A 24,058-nucleotide genomic window follows, 5' to 3' on the forward strand; every position below is an offset into this window, starting at 1 on the left:
GGCACCGACCTGGGGGAGTTGTAGCACCTGGTTGACGTCGTCCCGCGGACCGACGGACTTGCCCCACCGCCGGTTCCAAGGGGGGGGGGGACAGCTTGCTGGCCTGGGCCTGTCGCGCCGTGAGGAACTCTCGCCGGTTGCGGGCTCAGTCGTGATGTCGTACCTGCCCGCTAGTCTGGCGCCATGTCCTTGATAAGCCACTCTGTGCTGACCAACCCGGAGTTCGTCGTCCCGCCGGTGCCCGACTCCTCACCCGATGGCGTCGCCTGGCTGAGGTCTTCCGTCGCGCGCTTCAGCAGTGGTACAGCCCACCAGCGAAGGCGTGTGCTGGCAGTGGACGAGTTGGCGTCCATCGACCCGGAAAGTCTTCGGCTGCGGGCAGCTGAGCGCGGGGAAGGCCCGGTCGAGGTGCTCGCCGAAGCACTCGGCCTGCCCGGGTGCGTCGCTGACGATGTCGCCGTGGTGGCGAAGTCCTACCAACCGCATACCGCAATTACCGAGGAAGCGGATCGGGCGGTCGCTCGGCTGGTCGAGGCCTGCGGCGGTGTCGCCGACGAAGCCGCGGCCAACCGGATCGGGTTGCTCGTTCAGGCCTGCGCCGCAACCAAGGCCCTGGTGGCGAACACATTGGCCGGTCGAACCGATCCGCCAGTGCCCCTGACCCGCCGAGTGGCGCCGGACGGCACGCTCGTGGAGGTCAGCCTCACCGAAGCGCCTTTCGGGGATGGCCCCCACGCATGCCCCGGCCGTGAGCACGCACTCGCGCTCGCGGCCGGCTTGGTGGAAGCGAGGACCCGGTGACCACCGAATTCCACGCATTGCATCACGCGGACCGGCCCTTGCTGTTGCCCAACGCCTGGGACTTCGCATCAGCCGCGGCGCTGGCCGCCGCCGGGTTCGCTGCCATCGGCACGACCAGCCTCGGCGTGGCCGCCGCCGCAGGGCTCCCTGACGCCGCGGGACTGGCCCGCGATGAGACCCTCGCGCTGGCGCGGAGGCTGGTCCGGCTGCCGTGTCCGGTCACCATTGACATCGAGGCGGGTTTCCACACCGACCCGGGGGAAGTAGGTGACCTGGTAGTCGAGTTGGCCGACCTCGGAGTGAGCGGGATCAACCTGGAAGACGGGCGTGGACACCAGCTGGCCGATCCCACGACGCAGATGGCGTTGGTCCGCACGGTGAAGCGCCGTGCGCCGGACGTCTTCCTCAACGCCCGCACAGACACCTACTGGCTGGGAGTCGACGCCACCGTGCCTGCGACGCTGGACCGCGCGCGACGGTACATGGACGCAGGCGCGGACGGGATCTTCGTGCCGGGCCTGGCCAGGGAGGAGGACATCGCCGCCGTGACCGCCGCCGTGCCTGTGCCGGTCAACGTGCTGCACCTACCCGCCCTGGGCCTGGACCGGTTGGGGGAATTGGGCGTGCGGCGGGTCAGCACCGGCTCACTGCTCTTCCGCGCAGCCCTGCACGCCACGGTCACCACGGCTCTCGCGGTCCGGGAAGACCAGCCACTGCCCCCCGGTATCCCCGGCTATGCGGAAATCGACGCACTCAGTCGCTAGATCGATTCCAGACGATCGCCACGGATGGCAGGCGTGAGTACGGGTCAAGGAGCCGGCAAACTCCCTTGGACAGAGACGGAGTTGAGAATGCTGGCGTGGAGCGGATGTTCTCGCATGGCTACGGCGCCTACGTGCGCTGGGGCTATGAAGTTCGGGGCCGATGGCCTCACCTTGCGAGTTTCGGACTGGGGCTACTCCTTCACCACCTGCCGAGGATCTTGGCGAGCAGCGCGAGCGGGATGAAGGCCGTCCAGAAGGCGATGGTGGCGAACAGCGGGGTGACGACGATGAGGAAGGCGAACCCGAGGAAGGGTTCGCCTTCGGACTCGATGCCCAGCAGGGGCAGTGTCCCGCCCGTGATGATGACCACGGTCCACCACAGTCCGAGCAGCATGGCTACGGCCGCGGTGCCGTACGCACCGGTCAGCGGCCAGTTGCCCGGTTTCTTGGTCACTGAAGTACCCCCAAAGCATGGCAAATGCAAGATCATCATAGTGTGTGCGGTCTTGCGCCCATTGCGTGCAGTCGCATGAGCCCGGGTCGTGTCCGCAACCAGGCTGCGGACAGCTGGCCTTGGACACGCCCTCGACACTGGCGGGAGGCGGAGTCGCACGCTGGAGAAGGACTGCTGGGCGCCCGCGAAAGCAGGCCTGTGTTACCGGCAAGCTGGCTGAGCGGGGCATCCGTTTGGACAAGGAATCGCGAGTCTGTGGCCCGCTACGGTGTGAGGGGCGTTCCGCCCACGTGCCACCCTGCTCACTGAGACGATCGACGCGCTGGGCGAAGCCGCGCTCATTGGCCAGGACTGACGCGCCAGCTGGTCGACGACCGATCCGCCTTCTTTCCGTGCGCCGGGGCCTTCCCCGGGGCCACGGCCGCTCAGTGGGTCGGGGCCGACCGCTATGACCCGGGCGCGATGGATGCCGAGGGCCGCTGGTGGCTCCAGTTCCGCGCGTACGCGATCCGCGGCGACAAGGGCCTCACCGTGGTGGACGCCGGGATCGGTCCGGCGGACGGCCCGGCCGCCGCGTGGGCGCCTGTGCCCGATGTGCTCCCCGAGTCGCTCGCCGCCGCGGGCATCGACCCGGCCGACGTCGACACCGTGGTGCTCACACATCTGCGCACCGACCACGTCGGGTGGGCGGTCGTGACCGAGACGGCCGTCCCCTCAGCGGGCGGCGCGGTGGACGGCAACGCTTCGACCGGCGGCCGCCGCCCGTATTTCCCGAACGCTGAATACCTCCTCCAGCGTGCCGAGTTCGACGCCCTCGACGCGCTCAACCCGCAGCTTCGCGAGACCCTCACCGACCCGCTCGAGGCGGGCCGGCCGGCTCCGGCTCCTCGACGGGGACACGCCACTGCGCGCCGGGCGCCATCACGCCTGGTCACACGCCCGGGCACCAGAGTGTGCTGGTCACCGACGGGCGCGACCTGGTGCTCGTCACCGGCGACCTCCTGGTGCACGCGCTCCAGCTGCTCCACCCCGAGCCCGCCTACTTGAATGGGAGCGGCCCTGAGGCGGCCAGGCACTCACGGGGATTTAGGTGAAACCTGGTTCACCGGCCCGCCCGGGGCTCTGGCGACTATGGTTCGCGCTGCCTGACGCTACGACTTCGGCTTCGTTGACATGCGCTCCGATCACGTCCACGGACGTGATCCTGGCCCCTCGCCGACTATTCCTTGACGGATCCGGGGCGCCGCCGTCGTCCCGTGGCGCGGCGAGGCGCTCCAGACCAGACGGCCAGCGCGCCGAGGGCGAGGCCGGTCCCGATGGCCCCCCACACTGCTGGGTTCTCCTCCACCCACATGCGCTGGTCGCTCGCCATGGCCAGGTAGCCGACGAGGCGGCCGTTGCGCCCGGGAACCAGGCACGCCAGAGCCAGGAACGCCACGCAGCCCACGGCTGCCGCGCCGATACAGCGAACCCACTGCCGCCGTCTCAACGCGGCTGCGGCCAGCACCCAGCAGCACAGAATGCCGCTGCCGCAGAACACGCCGAAGGCGAAGCCGGCACCCGGCCCGAGACCGGCCACCCAACGCCACAGGGGATCTCCCACGACCACCGATGCGGCGCCACCGAGGATGATGAGCCAGGCCAGTTTCGTGGCATGGCGTTCGGACATTCTGGCTATGAAGGACATCACGACAAGGCTACGGCACAGGGGTGGGCGGTTCTCAGGTGCGGGGAGTCGGCGTCCATGCCGGCTGTGGACCCGCCGGGTGACGGCCCAAGAGCTCGGACCCGCCAACGCGCACACGCTGCAGCGGACTTCAACCACAGCCGGCCCCGTCGTCTCGGTGAACCGGTTGAGCACCGAGGCGGGCGCCTTCGGCAACAGAGCCTGCTTCGCCATCGGCAAGTCCCGCACGACCAGGACATTCCCACGACGACCCAGGATCCCTACGGATGACGATCGAGCACGTCCGGTGAATGGGGCCGGCGAGTGAACCCGCATCACGAAACGGCAACACCCGCCCCGAGCAAGGCCGTTGAGCGGTCCGATAAGCCCCTCACCGTAGGGGGCCGTATGAACCACACCCGCACCGCCACCGTCCTCGCCGCCGCAGGGCTGCTCCTCACCGCATGCAGTAGCAGCCCGCCCAAGGTCGACGGTCGGCCCGCCACCCGCGCCGCCAACCCCAGCACCAGGACCGCGACGATCACGGCTAGTACCGATGACGAGGCCTACGTCCAACAGGTCCGCAACCACGACCCCGGCGACTTCGACAAGACCGACCCCAGCATCATCACGCCCGAGGGTCACACCATCTGCTCGATGCTCGCCAACGGGCAGACCGTCGAGACCGCCGCCGCCCGCATCCGGCAGGACTTCCAAGAGACCGCTACCCGGGCCCTGGTCGCCGCTGCGTCTGCCCTCTGCCCCGACCAGGCCAGCAAGATCAACACATGGGTGGCGGGCCCCAAGTAGACACCACACGACGAAGCCCACCACCCCACACGGGGCAGCGGCCCTTTCTGCTGTGAGGCCCTGGAACAGCGGCTACTGGTCGCCGAGTGTCGCTCTCCTCCTTGTAACGCTTGTAGTGGGGCTGAAGAGCCAGCGGAGGCGTGCACGCGAATGCCATGTAATGCGTTCGGGTGACATGAAGTTCGCCCAAATGGCGGACAGGGAAGCCCCCGTATGGACCCGAGAAACCTCGGGACGCCCTGATCACCAATCCACGCGGTTGAGCCAACGCCGCTGCCGCGAACGGACAGAAAGGGCCCGCCATGCGCCATACCCTCCGCACTCTCACCGCCAGCGGTCTGCTGACCCTGCTCGCCTTCAGCCTCGCCGCTCCAGCCCAAGCCGATGGTCCTGTCCCCTCACTCCCCGACCTCCCCGCAGCACCCGGCGTCCCCGGAGTCCCCATGCCCTCACTCCCCGACCTCCCCTCAGCGCCAGCCCTTCCTGCAATCCCCGCCATCCCGGGAGCCCCTGCACTCCCCATCTGAGGCAGGGCAGCTCCAGCCGCATCGGACACGGCCGCACACCTTCCCGGGGACCTCAACGCCCGGCAGGGTGCGCCGGAACGACAAAGCCCGCCAGCCTCAACTCGGGGCGGCGGGCTTCGGACTGTCGGGGCCCTTGTACCGCTTCACTTGTTATGGGGCTGGTGAGCCAGCGGAGGCGCGCTTCGTCAATGCGCAGCAGCCTGTTTGTGCGACATGCAGTTCGCCCATGTGACGGACAGGGAAGCCCCTGGGCCGATCCGAAAACCTCAGGGCCCCTGATCACCAAGTAGCGCGCGGTCATGACGTGTGCATTCCGCCGCTGCCGCGAACGGTCAGGAAGGGCCTGTCAGTGCGACGCATTCACCGCCCCCTCACAACCGCTGCCCTACTGGCCCTGCTCGGCTTCGGCCCCGCCGCCCCGGCCGAAGCCGACGATCCTCCTCCCAACCCCGCCCTCCCCTCAGCGCCCGCCGTACCCGGAACCCCCGCACTCCCTGCCGACTGAGGCAGGGCAGTTCCAGCCGCGGCCACGCCCGCACTCCGCCCCCGCCAGCGAACCCGGCCTGACCGGCTCCAGAAGGGAGGGCGCCGTCGTGCATCCCGAGGGCGATCAGGGAAGGCCTCGAAGCCGCTTGTCCAGGCGGGCTGGGGCACTGTCAGAGGCCGCTGAGAGGATGAGCGGCATGGCACAGAGCGCACAGAGTACGGGGCAGGCTTGTCAGGGCGCGGCGGATCTCGCGGAGGCGCTTTTCGCTGGTGAGGGTGCCGAGTTGGATCGTGCGTTCACGATCCTGGCGTATGAGCCGGGAGACGGGCTGGTCGAGCGTCGTGGGGTGCTGCGGCCGGTCTACGAGGCGATCGTGGAGCGGATCGGCCGGCCCACGCTGCTGGGCGGGACGGCCCAGGGGCCCAGCGTGCGGTGGAGCAGTGAGGAGCGGATCCTGCTGCTGTCCGGGGATCACCGTGAGACGACGCTGTCCGTGCACGAGGCACAGGCGTTCGTCCAGGACGAGTTCTGGAACTTCGATGCGGGCCGGCTGCCCTACACGTGGCAGCTGGACCGCCAGGGCCCGGGCGTTGACCACGGCTGGACGTTTAAGGGGCACGCGGCGGCGGAGACCTGGCAGTCGGCTGAGGAGTGGCTGGCAGGGATGCTCGCCTCTGGGCGGAGCACATGCCCGTGCAAGCCCCCGGCGACTGGGTGGCATGCACGATCTGGACCGCGCGGGACCGGGTCCGTAGCCTGGTTGTGTCGTTCAGCCCGTCGGACACGGGCCGTGAATTCCAGGCCGCCATCGACGACCGGGATCAGGAGCAGACGCCGGAGCGTGCCGCCGAGATGCGTGCGAGAGGCTGGCACTGTGTGAATGAGCACCGCTGGTGGCGTATTGAGCTGCCAGAGACCGATCCGACGGCCGCTGCTGAACTCGCCCGCGTGGTCATCGCCGATCTGCGTGCCCGCGGCACCACATGTCCTGACGAGGTCACCGCCTGGGACATCAGTGCCGGCGACGACGGCGAACTGTGGGTACCCGGGATCGGCTTCAACGTGCACCCCTACCGCGGAGAACACTATTAGCCGGATCTCGACATCTACCAGATCGGCGACCACCGCACGGCTCTTCCCTCGTACGAGAGACTGTTGCCGACTACTCCCGCGCCCTGGCGAAGAACAAAGTCCTTTGCGGATCCAACACGCACGCTGCGTCGCCCGCGTGGGTGCTGCCCCTGCCGGTGACGCTGCTCAATACCTTCAGGGAACAGACCGGGCACCGAGTATCAGCGGCGAGCGCCGCCGGTGAATCCGTCGGCCTTTGTTCCCTGAATGCTCGTGGTTTTCATGGAGTCCTTGTTCGTCCGAGTGCGGATGTTGGGTGCCCACCGTGCCGTTGCGCATACCTCTACTACGCCTCCCGGATGCGACTAAGGCGTGTTCGACGCCTTCATCGTGCCGCGTGGGGCTGCGGGCCTACTCAGACTTGTCCCACGGGGGACCGGCGCCCGCTGAGTAGATGTACTCAGGTGCGGTGCCGTCGTGGCCGCGGGCCAATCCCGTGACGACTGCTGGCCGGCTGCAGGATCACTCCCAACTGGTGCGGGCCGTGGTCGACCTGCCGAAGATGCCCGTCGAGGGGAACTACGTGGACACCGGTGCCTGTTACGGGGGCGGGTGGACTCAGATCGACGTGGCGCAGGACGGCGTGGTCAGCGTCGGCCACCACTGGCTGGCTGCGTTGGTGACACCGGGAGAGCACTTGTCAGCGGGTTCCGAGAGCGGACGATGACCTTGCGCCAGCAGAATGTTGTCGAGATCTAGCAGCACCGGCGCGTCGGCAGGCAAGGTTCCTGGCCGTGGCCGAGGAAGCAGGTCGAGCGGTCATCCGACGGCTCTGCGGGAGCTCTCTCCCGCAGAGCCTGGCCTGTAAGGCATGATCGCGAACATGAGCGAATCGGAACTGGACCTGCTCTCACGGCTGTGGGAAGAGCACATGCGCGCGCCATTCCCACCACACATGCGCGGTCGAGAGATCGAAGGCGAAGACATGGTGTTGCTCGACGCGGACATCGCCGGCTGTGTCCTCTCGTCGCTGTCTGGGCCCCTTGATGAGAAGCGCCACAAAATCCTTCTCATCTGCCTCGCGGCCGTTGAGAAGGTCCTGCCTTCGATCGATGATGAGGACGGCGCGACCGAGTACTACAAGCACTTGCGAGACACGGCTGCGTTGGCAGTCGAACTCGGAAAGGCAAATACCCGGTAGCGTCGAGTGGTGCGGGCGATGGATCAGCCGACGGCTTGCTGTTCAGCTCGGGCGCGGGTGGTGGCGAGGCGGTAGGAGTCGGTGCCGGTCTCGATGATGTTGCCGCCGAAGGTGAGGCGGTCGACGATGGCGGTGCTTATTTCGACTTCAACTGCCTGATCTAGCCGGTGGCCAGGGGATTTGTGTCGTGGACGGTTGTCTTTGACTACGAGCTTTCGGCGGCAAGGCGGGCTGCGCGGAGTTGGCCATGGGCTTGTGCGAGAGCATCGCGGAGCTGTTGGTTGCCCGCGTACGAGCTCATGCGGCCCTGGCAAGATTTCGGTAGGCGGAGATCACTGCGGGGAGAGGTCGGTTGGGTGCCGGTCAGGGGGAATACTCCTCTCATGTGCTGTTGAAGTCTTCGAGCTGCTTCCGCACTTGACGGCCGTGGTGGTTGAGTCAGCTGACTCCTTCGGCCCTGTGAGCGCGGCGCTCTCGCGTACCAGCGTGCTGTTCCACTTGACTGAGAGTGCCGTTCCCGCCCGCCGTCACGCCCCGGGTGCTGGGTGTGGACGACTTCGCGCTGTACCGCGACGTACAGGTCGGTGGCCGCCTAGTCGGCGTGCCGCTCCTGGGCGACGCGGGCGGCCTCGCCCAGGATGTCGAGGGCCTCGGCCGGCTCGGTGGCCTGCGGCAGGGACGGGTCTGCGTCCGGGCTGAGTTGGTAGGCGTAGATCACGTCGTGGTGGCGCCAGAACGTGGCGCGTGCGGCCGCGCGGCGGAGCCAGCCACGCACCGTCGTCGCAGGCCGGCGCAGCCGCTGGGCGATGCGGCGGTGGCCGTGCCCGGCTACGTGGTCCAGGAGCACCACGGCGATGGTGTGGACGCTGTCCGCGCGCCGGAGCAGGCAGTACGGCGACAAGCAGCACGTGTGTGGTGCGACAAGAGCCGCAGCGGGCCCGTCTCGGCCGCAGCCGCCGGAGGCCGCCTTCAGGCAGCCGGACCGCGCGCTCGCGGGCATAGCCCCACGGCCGCAGGGGCGCCTCGCGGGCCGGACACGACGGCAGCGCACTCGTCTCGGACCTCGCCACGGCGATCACGAACAGGGGCCTCCCGCATTCCACCAGCATCACCACGACCGAGCTGCCCGCGCCAGGGGCAGCTCGTGTCGCACGCTGCCCAGCCCGTTGATCGTCCACTCCGCATGGGACAGACGGCCCACTCGAAGGAACACGAGCGACAGGGTGTCGACGACGAGCAGGGCGGCCGCCAAGAGCAGGCCGGGGACGGAAAGTTGATGTGCACGGTGTCTCCGCACACGAACGACAACATGACGCACTCCGGCCGTGGTCACCGTGAATGTCACAGACCTCCACTTTTATGAGCACCTTGAGCGTCGCTCAAGACCCGGCTGTCCCTACTTCGGCAGGGCGGGACGTCCCAAGTCGCAGGTCACGGGCTGGGACGGGGATGGGACGATGTGCGGGAAGGGCTGGCTGACACTCGGCGGGCACCCCGCTGCATACGGTTGTGTGGAGCGCTGGCCGACCACTGGCGGTCCACTCCTCGTGCCTGGCCGCCTGCTGAGTAGCGGCGTGCGTACGGCCGAGCGGAAACACCTCACACGAGATAAAACGGGAGCTGTCATGTCACGTCTGCGTTTCGCAGGAACCACGTCCGCCGCGCTGGCTGTGGTGGCGGGAGCGATGCTCTTTGCCGCGCCGTCGGCCAGTGCGGCGTCCAACTGCCACGCCTGGACCGACAACAACGGAAACGGCATCGGCTGGTGCGACAGCGGCAACGGCCGCTGGAAGGTCCACGGCAGCTGTGCCAACGTCGGTGGCGTTCACACGGGCATGGAGGGCTCGGAGGGCGGCCGTTCCATGGGTAAGGAGTGGGCCTCGGTCCTGAACTGCTCGGCGGGCGGCGGCGGGGCCCTCGACATGTGGGTCGAGACCTACGGCTGACACACACCTGGATCACCTGATGTGCGGGCCTCCGGGCCTCATGGGGGCGCAGTCATTGGCTGCGCCCTCTCGCCGTTGACAGCGCCGACCCCGCCGACTACTCCGTGTCCCCCACGCACTGCTCACGAAGCGCCCCCAAGCGGGCCAGGTGGGACTGCGCCTGCTCCTTGCCCAGTGCCCTGATGCCGGCCCGTCCGGGTCTTCGCCTTCGCCGGCCCTGACGATCCGCCGGCCGGCTCGCGCAGAAATGTCGGCTCGAATCTCTCATCTGGTTGTCCTGCATGAGCGCGCCGACCTGGATGGTTTACGGTGAACGGCCTGTCCGGGCGGGACAATCAGGTGAAGGCAACCGAGACAGAATTCTGGCTTCGGAGCGCACGCCGCTTGTGCTGTGAAGGCGTCCTTGGGCCGGGGCCAACTCCCGTGCACCTGATCGCACTCTGCGGGTACGTCAGAGCCCGCCCGGGGAAGGGTATTGCGTCGGGCAGGATGGCGTCATGCCCTCGAAGACCAGCCCGCGTCCTGCACGGTGCCTGCGCTGCGGGGAGCTCCACACCGAAGGCGACGGGGGGGAATGTCGACTGGCGCCAGGGCCGGGCCACGGTCTGGTGTGCCCCACGTGTCAGACGCCCGAGGAGGCTGCCGAGGCGTAGGTGAAGACCGCCTACCTCGACTACGGCAACGCGGCCGTCGGCAGCGACGGAGCAGCGCGGGTGGCTGCCTTCGGCGGGTGGCACAGCGTTCAGGCCGCTCACCATCCCCTGGTCGACGACCCCGACATCCGTCCCGCGGTCACGGTGAAGAAGAGCAGGCTGCTCATCGCGGTTGCCGCCCACAGTGACGCCGGACTGCAGGCGGTCTTCGCCGACGGGCCGTGCACGACCGTGGCCCGTGAGGCACTCGCCAAGGCCGGAGCACGCCCACAGGGTCGGCGGATCACGGTCCAGCCCCTCGAGGGCTGGCCGCACGACAGCGTGATGCTCGCGGAAGACCGCGCTGGCCACCCGCCCGACGTCGAGGCGGACCTGCCCGCTGTCTGAAGCCTTGTGAACGCAGCCCTTCTGTGGGCCGTCTCATCTTGACGGATCCTTGAGATCATCCCGGGTTAGGCTCGTCTGATCAGCCATGTGACGGGGCGTGGGGGGGCATGTCGTTCGATCAGGAGTGGGCGGCGCTGAAGGCGCAGGCCCAGGTGCGGCTGGACAGTGTGCCCGGCATGGATCCCGGCGGGCCGTCGCCCGATGGTGCGGACCTGGTCCTCAAGTACGACGACATGGGGAAGATCGGGCACGCAGCCTTCCTGCTGCACCAGCATCTGTCGAGTGCAGGCAAGCACGCACGGCAGGCTAGCCAGGCCGCCGTGAAGAGCCTGGAGGGCGACGGGTTCGGCACGGGCGCCGCCCTGGCCAGGGCCGGTGAGGGCTGGCGGGGGCAGCTTCAGGTGCTGCTCGACGCCTGCGCGCAGATCTCCGACCATCTCGACTACTCGGTGAAGTCGTCGAACCAGGATGACCAGTTCATCGGCGCGCAGCTGCGGGTCTCCAAGATCTCCGAGTACCTGGACGTGCCGCCACCCGCTTCGGGTTCCGACGTGCCGCATGTGCCGAAGGCGGAAGGTCCCGTCATGTGACCCCTGTAAGGGGTGTGTGCGGGCGGAGGGATTCCGGAGCAAACCGGGGATTCTCCGGAACAACGACGGCGGCGACGCCGGGAATGGCAGGGGGCCGGGTCGGTGCCGACGTTCGAAGAGCTTCTCCACATCAAACTCGCACCGCTCCAGTCGGCGGCCGACGACTGGGCCGCCATGGCGGTCCTGCTGAAGAAGGTCGCCAGCGAGGCCGGGGGCATGCGCAGCCTGGCGCAGGGCACCGAGTGGAAGGGCGAGAACGCCGCCGTCACCAAGCCGTTCGTGGTCCGGGTCTCCGACGAGTTCACCGATGCCGTCACCGAGGCGGAGAGCATCGCCCACCTGCTGAGCTCCGCACACGACCAGATAAAGGCGGCCCGGGACGACCTCAAGAACCTCTACGAGAACCCGCCCGCCGGCATCACGATCCTCGCCGGCGGAACCCTGACCCGCAGCGTCCAGCCCCGCCGCATGTCCCACGGCGACCCCGTGGAGGTGGTGACCCAGGACGACGTGGACGCCCTGCAGCGGCGCATCGACGCGACCCTCGGCCGGGCGGCAGAAGCGGACTCGACCTGTTCCTGGGGCCTGGGGCAACTCACCAAGGACAACCACACGTTCGGCAGCGGTACTACGGCTTCCTGAAGGACGCGAAGATCGACGCCCAGTGTTCTGCTCTTCGCTGTTCTGTCGAGGTGCCCGATGCCCGCACGTCCCCGTTCCGGAGCGCAGATTCCGCCGATGACCGCGCGGGTGGCGCGGGCGAGCAACCCTGCCCTTGTCGAGTAACGCTGGCGGGGTGTTAGTTGGTGTGTAGGAGGGGTGGTGGCGAAGTGCTGCCAGCCCTGCCAGGTGGTCACCAGCCAGGCCCCGCCGGCTGGTTCCTCGTCGGCGGGCGTGTTCCCACCCGCCTCGCCCAGCGTGATCATGCCTGCCTTCGCCGCGGTGCCTGTCGCGCCAGGGCTGTTGCCCGTCACCATGTGAGGACTTCCGCTTCGGCGTTGTAGAGCCCGTACCCGGCCACCGGCGCAGCCAGCCGGTCCTTCCGGGGCCTCGTCCTCGACGGTGGACTCCGTGCCCTGGGCCTGCGCGTCCTGGTCGAGGTCGTCGAGGCTGTCCTGTCCCGTCTCCGTGGTTGCCGCGCTCAGTTCCTGCGCCTCTGGCTCGAGTTCGGGATGTGGTGGTGGGGGAGTTCGGGTGGGTGTGGTGCGGGCGAGGAGGTACCGCTCGGTGCGGGTGGCAGATCCGGTACGCGCGCGGCGCCTGAGTTCATCGAGGGCCTCGGCGAGATCCGCCTCGTACCGGTCATGGCCTTCGTGGCGCGTGGTGATGGTCTTCAGGTACGGCCAGGTGCGTTCGTTGAACGGCTGGTGGGCGTGTTCGCGGTGGATCCACGGGATCTCTGCCAGCCCGAGCCCGGGGAGGCGGACCCAGATCTGGCGGACGTCGTGCGGGTTGGTGTGGACTACCCATTTCCTGCCCCGGGCTGCCACTTCGGAGTCCTGGCCCCGATGCGGGCCCAGCAGGTCGCAGTCGTAGGTGCGGCGGTGCAGGCGGATGCCGCGGTCGGTGATGGCCTGCCACCGCACCGGCAGCATGCGCCAGGCGCAGCCACTGACCAAGACGTAGACGATTGCGGCGAACAGCATCTCATGCGGATCTGGGCCGACAGCGTTCGCGAGTAGGGGCACCGCGGCGGGCGCGTAGTGCAGGCAGCGATTCAGGTTGTCGGCGTGGCGCACAACTGCTTCTGCGCGGACGCGAGTTCGCGCACGGTCGCCATGTCGCTGAACGGCAGCAGCTGTTCGCCGACGATCTGGTACGGCTCGCTCCCCTTCCCCGCGACGAGGACGATGTCGTCCTGCCCGGCAGCGGACAGGGCGAAGGCGATGGCCTGCCTGCGCTCGGCGTACCGCTCGAAGCGAGTACCGCTCGTCACCAGGCCCGGGGTGATCTGGTCCAGGATCGCCTCGGGGTCTTCGTTCCGGGGGTTGTCCGAGGTCAGAACCACCAGGTCGGAGTGGGTGCCGGCGATCTCGCCCATCTGCGAGCGCTTGGTGGTGTCCCGGTCTCCGCCGCAGCCGAAGACGGTGATGACTTCGTTGGTGGCGAATTCCCGGATGGCGGTGAGGACCTTGTCCAGGGAGTCGGGCGAGTGCGCGTAGTCCACGATCACGGACGTACCGCGGGGGGTTTGGAAACGTTCGAAACGTCCCGGAACCGGTGGCATCCGGTCGAGCGCGGCGACCAGCCCCGCCAGGTCGTGCCCCAGAAGGTGACAGGCCGCCACGGTGGCGAGGGCATTGGCCACGGAGAACCGCCCGGGGACGGGGATGGCCGCCGGGTACTTCCGTCCGTCGTGGTGGAGGGTGAAGCGCGTACCGAAAGCGTCCATGCTCAGCTCGCTCGCCCGGTAGTCAGCCTCGGAGTCCAGGGCGTACGTGGTGACCTCGCCGGGCATCAGCGCCACGATTCCGGCTCCCACCGGGTCGTCGGCGTTGACCACCGCCCGTCGGCACAGCCCCTGGAACAGGCGCAGCTTCGCGTCCCGGTAGTTTTCCATGGTGCCGTGATCGTCCAGGTGGTCCTGGGTGAGGTTGGTGAAGATGCCGACGTCGATGAAGGCGTGGTCCACCCGGTGGTTCAGCAGGCCCATCGACGTGGCCTCCAGGACCACGGTGCTCACCTCGCGGTCGCGCATCTGACCCAACAGATACTGGAAGTCCGGTGATTCCGGTGTGGTGAGCACCGATCGCGGCATGGGGATCAGTGCGTCGCCGATTCGGTTGCCGGCCGTCCCGATCACCCCCACCCGTGCGCCTTCGGCGAGCCGCAGCACGGACTCGACCATGTACGAGACCGAGGTCTTCCCGTTGGTGCCGGTGACGGCCACCATGTCCATGTCCCGGCCCGGCTCGCCGTAGTAGCGGGAGGTGACGAATGCGGCCGCCGTCCGCGCATCCAGGACCCGTACGACACACACGGCCGCTTCCGTCGTCCACACCGAGGCCGGGAGGTCGGGTGTCGAGGCGTCGACGAGCACTGCGACGGCGCCGCGTGCCAGGGCAGGGCCGACGGCTTCGGGGCCGCCCTCGCGATGCCCGGGCACCGCGATGAACAGGGTCCCCGGTGAGACGCGGTGCGCGTCGAAGCACGTTCCCGCGGTGATCTGTGTATCCGGGTCGCCCAGGAGAACCTCGTGGTCGTGCCCGGCCAACAACTCGCTCAACTTCACAGGGGTCCTCTCAAGGGTGCGGGCCAGTCGGACGTCCGGCCGTCGCCGACAACGGCGACGGCACGCCGAGGAGCCGCGGGAATGGTGCGGGGGCGTGGAAGGGATGCGCGACAGACGGCTCAGTGGTGTGGCAACCGTGCGATGCGCGCGAACCGGAGGAAACGCGATGGAGAGAAGGCGCGGGCGGACGGCAGCGCGCTGCGTCCGGAAAAGGGGACCGGAATCGGAACCGTGAGGAAACGGTCGGCCCGAGCTAGCCGAAACCGTGCAGCGCGCGACAGCGGATCCGTGGCGCGGTGGGACACAGCATGCTCGGGGCGCCTCTCAGGCACTCCCCCACCGCATATGTGTAACCCATGGATGGAGTGTACGTCCCACAGCGCCGCACGGATCCCGCCTCCGGTCAGGGACGGGACGCCGGCACCATCACCCGGCGTACCGCGATGACCCACGCTTCGCTCGCCTTCGGAAGCACCGCCGGTACGGTGACATATCCGATCGACGCCGGTCGCGAGAGACGGGACACTCGTCCCATGCTTCTTGAAACCGCCCGGCTCCGCTTACGCCGTTTCCGGCCGGAGGACGCGCCCGTATTCGCCGCGTATCGCTCGGACCCGGCGGTCGCTCGCTACCAGAGCTGGACCGCACCGGTTCCGCCGGAGTCCGCGGCCGCTCTCGTGCGGAAGTTCGCCGGTGGCGACCCCGGGCAGCCCGGATGGTTCCAGTACGCGGTCGAACTCAAGGCCGACGGTTGTCTGGTGGGCGATGTAGGTGTGAATCTGCATGAGAACCGCATGCAGGCCGAGTTGGGCTTCACGCTCGCTGCGCAGCGACAGGGGCAGGGGTATGCCACTGAGGCGGTGTGGGCCGTGATGCGTGACCTGTTCGAGGGGCGTGGCCTGCGACGGCTGTCCGCGGAGTGCGACGCCCGCAACCTGGACTCCGTACGGCTCCTGGAACGGCTGGGTTTCCAGAACGAGGGGCGGCGCCCGGCAAACACCTGGATCAAGGGCGAGTGGACCGACGACCTGCTGTTCGGTCTGCTCGCCAGCCACTGGCGCAAAGCGGCATCCCCGGCAAGCATCTGAAGGCAACGACCGCCGCCCACGCCGGAGTGACTCGCCAGGCAACGGCCGGACGAGGGCCGGGAGATCGCTCCGGAGAGTCTGGCCCACACCTGGCTGTACCTGACCGAGCACATCAACCGGCTCGGCGACACCGCATGCGCGAGCACCGAGTCTCTCCGACTCGGCACGTCCTGTCAGCCGTCGTCCAGCGGGAGCTGAGCCACCAGGTGGGCCCCTGGCGCCGAGTCCTGGATGGTGAGTGAGCCGCCGAGGTGGGTGGCGATGTCGCGGGCGATGGCCAGGCCGAGGCCGGAACCGCCTTGGTCGCGGCTGCGGGCGTCGTCGAGCCGGGTGAAGCGTTCGAAGACGCGTTCGCGGTCGGCGGGTGGGATGCCCGGGCCGTCGTCGCTGACCTCCAACACCGCTGTGTTGCCGGCCTCGTCCACGCTCAGGGAGAGCAGGATCCGGTGGTTGGCGTGGCGTTGTGCGTTGTCCAGCAGATTGGTGACGAGCCGGGCGAGCCACAGCGTGCTCCCGCGCACGGTGATGTCCGGGGCGATCTCGGTATCCACCGGGACCGGGTCACCCTTGCGCGCACGGGCCGCCTCCCGGACGACTTCCGTGAGGTCGACCGCGGCGGAAGGGGGTGCCTGCGCGGTGTCGAGCCGGGCGAGCAGCAACAGATCGGATGCCAGGTCCTGGAGCCGGACGGTGTCCTCCAGAGCGCCGCTGAGCAGTTGGCTCCACAGGTCGGGGTCGGGGTGGGCCTGGGCCACCTCAAGTTGCGTGCGGAGCACGGTGATCGGGCTGCGCAGTTCGTGCGAGGCATCGGCGATGAACTGGCGCTGGCGGGTCACGGACGCTTCGAGGCGGTCCAGGGTGGTGTTCATTGTGGCCGCGAGCCGGGCGATCTCGTCCTGGCTGTGCGGCACGGGTACCCGGCGATGCAGATCGCGGTCGCTGATCTCGGCGACTTCGGCCCGGATCGCCTCCACGGGGCGCAGTGCCCAGCCGGTGACCCGCCAGGTGATGAGGGCGACGGTCAGAACGAGCAGGGGCACCGCGAAGATGAGCGCGGCTCGGATGAACTCGTCCGCCGCGTCGGCCTCCCGCAGCGAAGTGCCCGCGTACACGGTGACGAGGCCGCTCCCGGTGGCGGTGGTGACCTGGACGACGCGCTGGCGGTGTTCCTCGCGCACCGGCCTGCCGTTCCAGGTGTCGCGTACGGTGCCCGGCGCGCTGGGGCGGGCGGTCGAGACGGCGGGGCGGCCGGTCAGGTTGGGGCTGGCTGCGAGCACCCGGCCGTGGGCGTCGACGACCTGGAGGAAATCGGTGCCGCGCTCCGGCGCCAGCACGGGGTCGAGCCGGCCCTCGGCCGCGAGACCGGCGATGAGGACGGCCTGCCGTTCTGCGTCGGTCTGCGCGTTGCGCATCAGGTTGTTCTCCAGCAGCCCGAGCAGCCCGGCGGAGGCGACGCCGAGCGCCAGCGCGACCACGACGGATGCGCCAAGGGTGGCGCGGGCCCGCACGGACCGGGGCCGCAGACGCCGGGCGAGGTACCGGAGCCGGGCGACGACTCGGCGGGGCACGGCCCCGGGCTCGGCACCGCCGTGCTCGTGCCGCTCAGCCACCGTCGGCCGCCAGCCGGTAGCCCGCCCCGCGGACGGTCTCCACCGCGGCCCGCCCGAAGGGGGCGTCGATCTTGCGGCGCAACGCGCTGACATGCACCTCGACGACGTTCAGGTCGCCCTCATAGGCGGCGTCCCACACCTGCTCCAGGATCTCCCGCTTGGGCACCACCTCACCGGCGCGGCGGGCCAGATGCACGAGCACCGCGAACTCGCGCGAGGTCAGCCGGGCCTCGACCCCGCCCCGCGTGCAGCGCTGCCTGGCCGGGTCGATGACCAGGTCACCGAACTCCATGATCTGCGGGCTGCGCCGACCCGTGCGCCGGATGAGCGCGCGCAACCGGGCCACCAGGACGACGTACGAGAACGGCTTGGACAGGAAGTCGTCGGCGCCCGTGTCGAGGGCCTCCGCCTCGTCGTACTCGCCGTCCTTCGCGGTGAGCATCAGGATGCCCGACTCGCAGCCCGCGGCGCGCAGCCTGGCGCAGACCCGGTAGCCGTTGATTCCGGGCAGCATGATGTCGAGCACGATGACGTCGTAGTCGTGCTCGCCCGCCAGCCACAGGCCCTGCGGGCCGTCGTGGGCGACGTCCACCGAGAAGCCCTCGGCCTGGAGCCCTCGCTGCAGGGCCGCGGCCAGCCGCCGCTCGTCCTCCACCACCAGTACGCGCATGGGCCAAGGTTCTCAGGTCCCCTCGCCAGGTTGCTGAAGGCTTCTTCAGGTGGCTTCAGCAAAGCTTCAGCAATGTGCTCGCATGCTCTGTCCGAGCCGGGCGCGCGTCCGGTGGAACGCGAGGAGCAGCCAGATGACACAGTCCAATCCCCAGCCTCCCGAGCACCCCGTGGGTCCGGGCGAGGAGGCTGCCGGGCAGACCGGCAAGGCGGCGGGGCGCCGCGGCCGGTTCGCCAGGCTGACCCGTCAGGGCCGCACGCGATGGGTGGTGCTCGCCCTGGTGGTGCTGATCGGCGGCGGTGCGGCGGCCGTGGCGGTGGCGGAGCACCACCACGAGGAGCGCGGCGGCGGCCGGTTCGCAGCCGAGGGCCGAGGCCATCGCGGGGGACCGGAGGAGGAGGGCCGGGACGGAGGCAAGAAGGAGCGGCAGGCCGGGCCGGGCCAATGGGGTTCCGTCGCGGGCGGATTCGCGCAGGCCCCGGTGCCGCTGCCCGCGCTGCCTGCCGCACAGGCTGTGGACAAGGCGGCAGGTGCCGTTTCCGGTGGCAAGGTCGAATCGCTGCGGGTGGTCGCCCAGCAGGGTGGCGGCAGTGCCTGGCAGGCCGTGGTGCTCGGTCCCGACGGGGTCCGGCACGCGGTGACGCTGGCCGGCGCCGACGGCACGGTCACGAGCAACACCGTGGCCGATCAGGGCCGGGAAGTGACCCGCTGACCGCAGCCGTCATGAGCTGATCGACGCATCCGTCCAGCCCAGGCAGGGCGGATGCGTCGCGCTGGGACGGGACCGATGCCTGCGTCGAGACCGGGCGCGTACATCAGCGGGTGTAGGCGCGTTCAATCCCGGGGTGCACGGACGGCGACGCGATGTCGGTCCGTGGGCCGTCGTGGCGGCGGGGAGCCCGGGCCTAGCGTGAGCAGCGTCCGCCCGGCGGCTGGGACGCCCACGCCCTGGCTTGGGGCGTTTTCGTTGGATGCGGTGGCGTGTCCGACCAGTACGCCTGCGCGCGCTGTAGTCCCACTTCCCCGCGATGAATCGTCGGTGCCAGCTGAGCGGGGTGCCGGGCGTGACCGGGAAGACCTCGCGCCAACGACTCGAGGTATCCGCTCCGAGAGGGCAGCGAACCAGAATCGATCGGCCGGCTCGTAGCGGACCGGGCCAGCCAGCTGTCGGCGCAGCACCGCGTTCTCCTCGCGCCCGCATGAACAGCCAGCGACAGCAAGCACACGAAGCCGACGCCGTGATGACGACGCGTCACCCCGCCGAGCGAACCGAAACCGCCCCTACGTCCCCACGGTGAACGTCGTTCCCGTGCTCACCTTGAGCGTCGGTGAACAGGCCGTGCACGACATCCGTTCCGACGTCCGTATTGCCCCGACCCTGCACGTCGAGCCGGCCGCCGGGCAGCCGAGCGCACTGGGGGCCGATGCGGTGGTCGGTCCGTTTGTTGCCGGGGGCCGGTGGGCGGCCGAGGGCCTCATGGCGAGTGTGCATGCATCGGTGGGCTGATGCTCGGGGTCGCCCCCGAGATTTCATGAGGTCTGCGGTCGTTGGTAACTGTGTTGCGCGTGTGTCTCGTGGCCGTGAAGCTGGTCGTCTAGTTGATCTTCGGAAGTGAGAGCAGGGGGAGTGGCATGGGTGCAGTGGATTTACGTGCGGGCCGACGGCGGATGCTCGGGGTGGCGGTGGCTGCGTGTGGCGCGGTGGCTGTGACGCTGGTGCTGGCTCCGCAGGCGTTGGCCGAGGCGTTCGCCGGCGGTGGTTTCGAGTCGCCGTCGCTGATGCCCGGACAGTGCCGGACCGTGCATGCTGGCGAGCAGTTGGAGGCGTGGGCGGTGACGGCCGGTGATGTCCGTGTCTGTGACACCGCGGTGCTGAATGCGGCCGAGGGCAGGCAGTCCGTGCAGCTCGTCGGGGAGGGCACGATCCGGCAGTCCTTCGACACCGTGCCAGGTCAGAAGTACGCGGTGTCCTTCGCTCTGGCCGGTGACCCGGCCGAGCCCCGCACGGTCAAGGACGTGCTGGTGACGGCCTCCCCGGGCGGCGCCCGCGATTTCTCGGTCGACCCGGCCGGCAACGCGCCGCAGGACGTGGGCTGGGAGAACCAGACCTACCGGTTCACCGCGCGGACTGTGACGACCTGGCTGGAGTTCTCCAACAACACGTTCGACTACACCCCGGACAAGCCCGCCGGCTTCGCCGAGCACGGCCCGCTGCTCGACAACGTGCAGCTGACACCCGTAAGCGGCTGACAGGACACGCGACAGGACACGCCGCCGCTCGGCTCGTAGCAGGCCCTGCCCGGTCGCCGGGCCGGCGGATGTTGGTGAGCCACTGCCCGACCGGCTTGTCGAGCGCGGTGGCGTGCCAGGGCGCGGCCAGCGTGCCGTCCTCTGCGAAGTACGCCCGCACGGCTGCGAGGTTCTTGGCGAACTGGGCGTCGTCGGTGTCCCAGACGATGCCGTGCTCGTCGAGTTCGTCGGCCCGCTTGCTGGGCATCTGTCCGGCCCGCCAGACCCGCCGCTGATCCGCGAGCCACCGGCTCAAGGGGCCCCTTCGAGGTGTTCGTAGGGCCCAGATCACCCTCAAGCTCCCGGTAGCGGGACGCGGCCTCGTAGCCGCGCAACCAGTCCTGCTGCTCCGGGCGGGTATCCGGCGGTCGGCCTCCGACGCTGGGTACGGGCTGGGGCCAGGTCTTGGCGTCGCAGACGGTGGCTGGCTGGCCTTCGGCTTTGGGTGTAGCTCTCCTGTAGGGACCTGAGCGGACGGGTGTCGGCGTACAAGTGATCGTGGCCCCGGCAAGATTTCCGGGAAGACGGGGTGTGCCACCGTGCGCCGGTGACACTCCGTCACGGGTAGCGGCACTGTCGGCGAGTGTGATGACCTCGTACGGATCATGTCTCCGCACCTGGATGTGGTGCGGGTGGAGCGGGTGTGGGTGGCGGGCGGCGTGGTCCGTGTCGCGGCCTGTACCCGCGAGTTGACGGTGGGGTGTCCGGACTGCGGTCGTGGCTCTGCGCGGGTGCACAGCCGCTATGTCCGCACGCTGGCCGACTTAGCCGTCGGCGAGCGCCCGGTGCTGATCGGGCTGACGGTGCGGCGATTGTTCTGCGACGGCCCGGGCTGTGCTCGGCGGACGTTTGCTGAGCAGGTCGAGGGGCTGACCGTGCGCTACGGACGGCGGACGCCGCTGCTGCAACACCTGGTGGTCATGGCCGGGGTACTGCTCGCCGGTCGCGGCGGGGCTCGGCTGCTGCAGATCCTGCAGGTGCCGCTGTCGCGGACGAGTGTGCTGTTCCATTTGATGCGTATCCCGCTGCCGGCGGCCGCAACTCCGCGGGTGCTGGGCGTGGACGACTTCGCCCTGTACGCAGACGTCTACGGGACCCTGCTCGTGGATGCCGACACCCGACTGCCGATCGAGCTGTGGGCTGGGCGCGACGCCGAGCAGCTGGCCGCGTGGCTGCGCACGCACCCCGGAGTTGAGGTGGTCTGTCGAGACGGCTCGCTGGTCTACCGGCAGGGCATCACCGACGGGGCCCCGGATGCGGTGCAGGTCAGCGACCGTTTTCAGTGCGCCATGCGGCGCCTTGTCGTATCCCCGATTCAGTCGGGGGGAATTTGGAGGGAGATTCTCGGGTCTGATGGCTTACCCAATCCGGAAACGGTGATGGGGACCAGAGCATGCCAGGAAATCGATGACCGGGCTCAGGTTTCAGAGACGGGGTATCGAGGGACCCGCGTGACACGGTGAAAGCTAAACTGCCTGAACCCAAATTCCCAGGAGACTGAAGGTCGAGTCCGCCGGAAAGATGCCTGAAACCGGCGCCGTGCTCTGTGTCGAGGTGATGAAAGACTCGACGCAACCTCTGGAGCGCGGAGCGATGCCCAACGAGGGCATTCAAGGGGATGAGTTGGGCACCTACATCACGCTAGGACGTACGACGAGGACGAACATGGGATCGCCTAAGGGATGAGGTCTTCCTATGGCGACGGAGGCCCCGTAGTAGTCGCCGGAGTCACGACCGGCCAAGGAGGACGGGAAAGCCGTCCGCATCGGGCGAAGGGGTCCAGGTGATCGGACACTCAAGACTCGGGAGGTATGCGAAATGCAGAGCGCCGAAACGGTGCTGGGTGTCCTCCGTGAACGCGGCAGGCGTGGCCTGCCGTGCAATGAATTGTATCGACAGCTCTTCAATCCGCAGTTGTATCTGCTGGCTTACGGGCGTCTGTACTCCAACAAGGGTGCAATGACGCCGGGGGTCAACGGGGAGACCGTGGACGGCATGTCGCTGGGCAAGATCGGGCACGTCATCGACGCGCTGCGCCACGAGCGGTACCGATGGAGCCCAGCTCGCAGGGTGTACATCCCGAAGGGGCGGGGCAGCGCGAAGCTGCGTCCGCTTGGCCTGCCTCCGTGGAGCGACAAGATCGTCGGCGAGGTGATCCGCCTGCTTCTTGAGGCGTATTACGAGCCGACGTTCTCTAACTCCTCTCACGGTTTCCGTCCCCGCCGGGGCTGCCACACCGCCTTGCGTGATGTGGCTAATACCTGGACGGGAACAGTCTGGTTTGTTGAGGGGGACATAGCCCAGTGTTTCGACCGGCTTGACCATTCGGTCATGCTCGGGATTCTGGGTGAGAAAATCCACGACAACCGGTTCCTTCGGCTGGTGCGCAACATGCTCAAGGCCGGATACATGGAGGACTGGGTCTGGAACGCCACGCATAGCGGGAGTCCGCAAGGTGGGGTTGTTTCACCGATCTTGTCCAACATTTACCTGCATAAGATGGACGAGTACGTCGAGAACGTTCTGATCCCGGAATACACCCGGGGAAGGATCAGGAAGCCGAACCGCGCCTTCTTTAGGGTGTGGGCGGCCATGCAACGCGCCCGCAAGCGTGGCGACCACATTCAGTTGCGGGAGCTTCGCAAGCAACTCCGCAGCATGCCAAGCCAGGATACTCAGGATCCCGGCTACCGGCGGCTTCGGTATGTGCGCTATTGCGATGACACCCTGCTCGGGTTCGCCGGACCAAAGGCAGAGGCCGAGGAAATCAAGGAGCGACTGGCGCAATTCCTGCGTGACGAACTCAAGTTGGAATTATCGCCGGAGAAGACGCTCATCACACACGCCCGCACCCAGGCGGCGAGGTTCCTCGGCTACGACTTCACCGTGCACCACAACGACCGCAAGATCTCCGGCGGACGCCGTTCCGTCAATGGGGTCATCAGACTGCGCGTCCCTCGTTCGGTGGTATCTGCCAAGCAAGCCCAGTACATGGAGCGCGGCAAACCCGCGCGTCGGCCCGAACTGCTGAACCAGGACGACCACGTCATTCTCAGCACCTACGGGTCGGAGTACCGCGGCATCGTCCAGTACTACCTGCTGGCCGGCGACGTCTTCCGACTCGCCCGGCTGCAATGGGTCATGGAGACCTCGATGCTGATGACGCTCGCCAACAAGCACCGTTCGTCGGTGTCGAAGATGGCCCGCACGTACGCGGCCACCATCGAGACACCGCACGGGCCACGCAAGTGCTTCGAGGCCCGCATCGAACGCGTCGGCAGGAAGCCACTGGTCGGACGGTTCGGCGGGATCCCGCTGCGACGGAACAAGAAGACGGTCATCACCGACCGTCGGCTGGCCCCGGTCAACACCAAACGCAAGGAGCTGGTCACCCGGCTCCTCGCCGGACGGTGCGAGGCATGCGGGCGGATCGACGAGGTGGAAGTCCACCACGTCGCCAAGCTCGCGGACCTCGGACGACCGGGCAACCGGCCGCCGTGGGCAGATCTCATGGCCGCGCGACACCGCAAAACCCTTGTGGTCTGCGGAAGTTGTCACGTGGACATCCACGGCAAGAGACCCGTCGCAGCACCCACGGAGTAGTCACTGGAGAGCGACGTGCGGTGAAAGTCGCATGCGTCGTTCGGGCTGGGGGCCGTGGGAAAAGGACCTGCTCAGCAGGCACCTCGCTGACGGCCCACCAGTACTTTGTGGCAGGGGCTGTCGAGACGGGTGCAGGAGATCGCCACCGCACACAGGGGCTGCCTGCCCGCCGCGGCACCCGATCCCGAACCCGTCATCCCTGAGCCTGC

General features: G+C 68.6%; 22 protein-coding genes and 4 pseudogenes. 17 read left to right on the forward strand and 9 right to left on the reverse strand.

The window, feature by feature from the left end; all coding sequences use genetic code 11:
• Window positions 1-183 precede the first annotated feature (183 nt).
• Window positions 184-801, forward strand: a complete 618-nt coding sequence (locus ACSHXC_RS40005) for a hypothetical protein (protein ID WP_438296241.1) — start codon at window positions 184-186, stop codon at window positions 799-801.
• Window positions 798-1,565, forward strand: coding sequence for an isocitrate lyase/PEP mutase family protein (locus ACSHXC_RS40010; RefSeq protein WP_438296242.1), 768 nt, complete (start codon window positions 798-800; stop codon window positions 1,563-1,565). Before ACSHXC_RS40005 ends, ACSHXC_RS40010 begins: the two co-directional genes overlap by 4 nt.
• Window positions 1,566-1,764: 199 nt before the next feature.
• Here ACSHXC_RS40010 and ACSHXC_RS40015 read toward each other — a convergent pair whose 3' ends face one another.
• Window positions 1,765-2,019: a hypothetical protein gene (locus ACSHXC_RS40015; protein ID WP_438296243.1), complete on the reverse strand. Its 255-nt coding sequence runs from the start codon at window positions 2,017-2,019 to the stop codon at window positions 1,765-1,767.
• Window positions 2,020-2,370: 351 nt separating this feature from the next.
• Between ACSHXC_RS40015 and ACSHXC_RS40020 the strand changes: the two are divergent.
• Window positions 2,371-3,101 (forward strand): annotated as a pseudogene (locus tag ACSHXC_RS40020) (MBL fold metallo-hydrolase); the annotation flags it as partial.
• A 137-nt stretch (window positions 3,102-3,238) separates the two neighbouring features.
• Here the strand turns inward: ACSHXC_RS40020 and ACSHXC_RS40025 are convergent.
• Window positions 3,239-3,688 (reverse strand): hypothetical protein, encoded by a 450-nt coding sequence (locus ACSHXC_RS40025; protein WP_438296244.1) that lies wholly within the window; start codon window positions 3,686-3,688, stop codon window positions 3,239-3,241.
• Between the two features lie 405 nt (window positions 3,689-4,093).
• Here ACSHXC_RS40025 and ACSHXC_RS40030 point away from each other — a divergent pair, with 405 nt between their 5' ends.
• From ACSHXC_RS40030 to ACSHXC_RS40045, 4 genes are all read left to right on the forward strand, one after another.
• Window positions 4,094-4,495: a DUF732 domain-containing protein gene (locus tag ACSHXC_RS40030; RefSeq protein ID WP_438296245.1), complete on the forward strand. Its 402-nt coding sequence runs from the start codon at window positions 4,094-4,096 to the stop codon at window positions 4,493-4,495.
• Between the two features lie 1,701 nt (window positions 4,496-6,196).
• Complete coding sequence (locus ACSHXC_RS40035; protein WP_438296246.1) at window positions 6,197-6,601, forward strand: hypothetical protein; 405 nt, start codon at window positions 6,197-6,199, stop codon at window positions 6,599-6,601.
• Window positions 6,602-7,076: 475 nt separating this feature from the next.
• Window positions 7,077-7,307, forward strand: coding sequence for a hypothetical protein (locus ACSHXC_RS40040; protein ID WP_438296247.1), 231 nt, complete (start codon window positions 7,077-7,079; stop codon window positions 7,305-7,307).
• A 156-nt stretch (window positions 7,308-7,463) separates the two neighbouring features.
• The gene (locus ACSHXC_RS40045; RefSeq protein ID WP_438296248.1) at window positions 7,464-7,781 is read left to right on the forward strand and encodes a hypothetical protein; all 318 of its coding nucleotides are present in this window, start codon (window positions 7,464-7,466) and stop codon (window positions 7,779-7,781) included.
• Window positions 7,782-7,804: 23 nt separating this feature from the next.
• On the opposite strand, the pseudogene ACSHXC_RS40050 reads toward ACSHXC_RS40045, so the two are convergent.
• Window positions 7,805-7,921 (reverse strand): annotated as a pseudogene (locus ACSHXC_RS40050) (IS21-like element helper ATPase IstB); the annotation flags it as partial.
• A 452-nt stretch (window positions 7,922-8,373) separates the two neighbouring features.
• Complete coding sequence (locus ACSHXC_RS40055) at window positions 8,374-8,682, reverse strand: hypothetical protein (protein WP_438296249.1); 309 nt, start codon at window positions 8,680-8,682, stop codon at window positions 8,374-8,376.
• A 724-nt stretch (window positions 8,683-9,406) separates the two neighbouring features.
• Here ACSHXC_RS40055 and ACSHXC_RS40060 point away from each other — a divergent pair.
• The 4 genes from ACSHXC_RS40060 to ACSHXC_RS40075 all read left to right on the forward strand — a co-directional run bounded on the left by ACSHXC_RS40060 (window position 9,407) and on the right by ACSHXC_RS40075 (window position 11,999).
• Complete coding sequence (locus ACSHXC_RS40060; RefSeq protein ID WP_438296250.1) at window positions 9,407-9,727, forward strand: hypothetical protein; 321 nt, start codon at window positions 9,407-9,409, stop codon at window positions 9,725-9,727.
• Between the two features lie 653 nt (window positions 9,728-10,380).
• Window positions 10,381-10,767: a hypothetical protein gene (locus ACSHXC_RS40065; protein WP_438296251.1), complete on the forward strand. Its 387-nt coding sequence runs from the start codon at window positions 10,381-10,383 to the stop codon at window positions 10,765-10,767.
• 107 nt (window positions 10,768-10,874) lie between these two features.
• Window positions 10,875-11,357, forward strand: a complete 483-nt coding sequence (locus tag ACSHXC_RS40070) for a hypothetical protein (protein WP_438290622.1) — start codon at window positions 10,875-10,877, stop codon at window positions 11,355-11,357.
• Window positions 11,358-11,459: 102 nt separating this feature from the next.
• Window positions 11,460-11,999 (forward strand): hypothetical protein, encoded by a 540-nt coding sequence (locus ACSHXC_RS40075; protein ID WP_438296252.1) that lies wholly within the window; start codon window positions 11,460-11,462, stop codon window positions 11,997-11,999.
• A 1,075-nt stretch (window positions 12,000-13,074) separates the two neighbouring features.
• Here the strand turns inward: ACSHXC_RS40075 and ACSHXC_RS40080 are convergent.
• Entirely contained in the window at window positions 13,075-14,589 is a 1,515-nt protein-coding gene (locus ACSHXC_RS40080) for a UDP-N-acetylmuramoyl-L-alanyl-D-glutamate--2,6-diaminopimelate ligase (protein WP_438296253.1), read from the reverse strand.
• 533 nt (window positions 14,590-15,122) lie between these two features.
• Here ACSHXC_RS40080 and ACSHXC_RS40085 point away from each other — a divergent pair.
• Window positions 15,123-15,677, forward strand: coding sequence for a GNAT family N-acetyltransferase (locus ACSHXC_RS40085; RefSeq protein ID WP_438296254.1), 555 nt, complete (start codon window positions 15,123-15,125; stop codon window positions 15,675-15,677).
• A 173-nt stretch (window positions 15,678-15,850) separates the two neighbouring features.
• Here the strand turns inward: ACSHXC_RS40085 and ACSHXC_RS40090 are convergent, their stop codons facing one another.
• Complete coding sequence (locus ACSHXC_RS40090; RefSeq protein ID WP_438296255.1) at window positions 15,851-17,287, reverse strand: sensor histidine kinase; 1,437 nt, start codon at window positions 17,285-17,287, stop codon at window positions 15,851-15,853.
• Window positions 17,280-17,957: a response regulator transcription factor gene (locus ACSHXC_RS40095; RefSeq protein ID WP_344379586.1), complete on the reverse strand. Its 678-nt coding sequence runs from the start codon at window positions 17,955-17,957 to the stop codon at window positions 17,280-17,282. Before ACSHXC_RS40095 ends, ACSHXC_RS40090 begins: the two co-directional genes overlap by 8 nt.
• Before the next feature lie 133 nt (window positions 17,958-18,090).
• Between ACSHXC_RS40095 and ACSHXC_RS40100 the strand changes: the two genes are divergently transcribed.
• Complete coding sequence (locus ACSHXC_RS40100) at window positions 18,091-18,669, forward strand: hypothetical protein (protein ID WP_438296256.1); 579 nt, start codon at window positions 18,091-18,093, stop codon at window positions 18,667-18,669.
• A gap of 273 nt (window positions 18,670-18,942) precedes the next feature.
• Here ACSHXC_RS40100 and ACSHXC_RS40105 read toward each other — a convergent pair.
• Window positions 18,943-19,181 (reverse strand): annotated as a pseudogene (locus tag ACSHXC_RS40105) (hypothetical protein); the annotation flags it as partial.
• Window positions 19,182-19,251: 70 nt separating this feature from the next.
• Between ACSHXC_RS40105 and ACSHXC_RS40110 the strand changes: the two are divergent.
• Together ACSHXC_RS40110 and ACSHXC_RS40115 are read left to right on the forward strand one after the other, a co-directional pair.
• Complete coding sequence (locus ACSHXC_RS40110; protein ID WP_438296257.1) at window positions 19,252-19,464, forward strand: hypothetical protein; 213 nt, start codon at window positions 19,252-19,254, stop codon at window positions 19,462-19,464.
• 125 nt (window positions 19,465-19,589) lie between these two features.
• Window positions 19,590-20,207: a DUF642 domain-containing protein gene (locus tag ACSHXC_RS40115; RefSeq protein ID WP_438296258.1), complete on the forward strand. Its 618-nt coding sequence runs from the start codon at window positions 19,590-19,592 to the stop codon at window positions 20,205-20,207.
• A 67-nt stretch (window positions 20,208-20,274) separates the two neighbouring features.
• On the opposite strand, the pseudogene ACSHXC_RS40120 reads toward ACSHXC_RS40115, so the two are convergent.
• Window positions 20,275-20,853 (reverse strand): annotated as a pseudogene (locus ACSHXC_RS40120) (hypothetical protein); the annotation flags it as partial.
• Here ACSHXC_RS40120 and ACSHXC_RS40125 point away from each other — a divergent pair.
• Complete coding sequence (locus ACSHXC_RS40125) at window positions 20,852-21,709, forward strand: transposase family protein (protein WP_438296259.1); 858 nt, start codon at window positions 20,852-20,854, stop codon at window positions 21,707-21,709. The pseudogene ACSHXC_RS40120 and the gene ACSHXC_RS40125 sit on opposite strands and share 2 nt — an antisense overlap.
• A gap of 355 nt (window positions 21,710-22,064) precedes the next feature.
• Entirely contained in the window at window positions 22,065-23,849 is a 1,785-nt protein-coding gene (locus ACSHXC_RS40130) for a reverse transcriptase domain-containing protein (RefSeq protein ID WP_438296260.1), read from the forward strand.
• Window positions 23,850-24,058: the final 209 nt, after the last annotated feature.

It is taken from the genome of Streptomyces sp. HUAS TT7, assembly GCF_051550175.1.
Classification (GTDB): Bacteria; Actinomycetota; Actinomycetes; order Streptomycetales; family Streptomycetaceae; genus Streptomyces.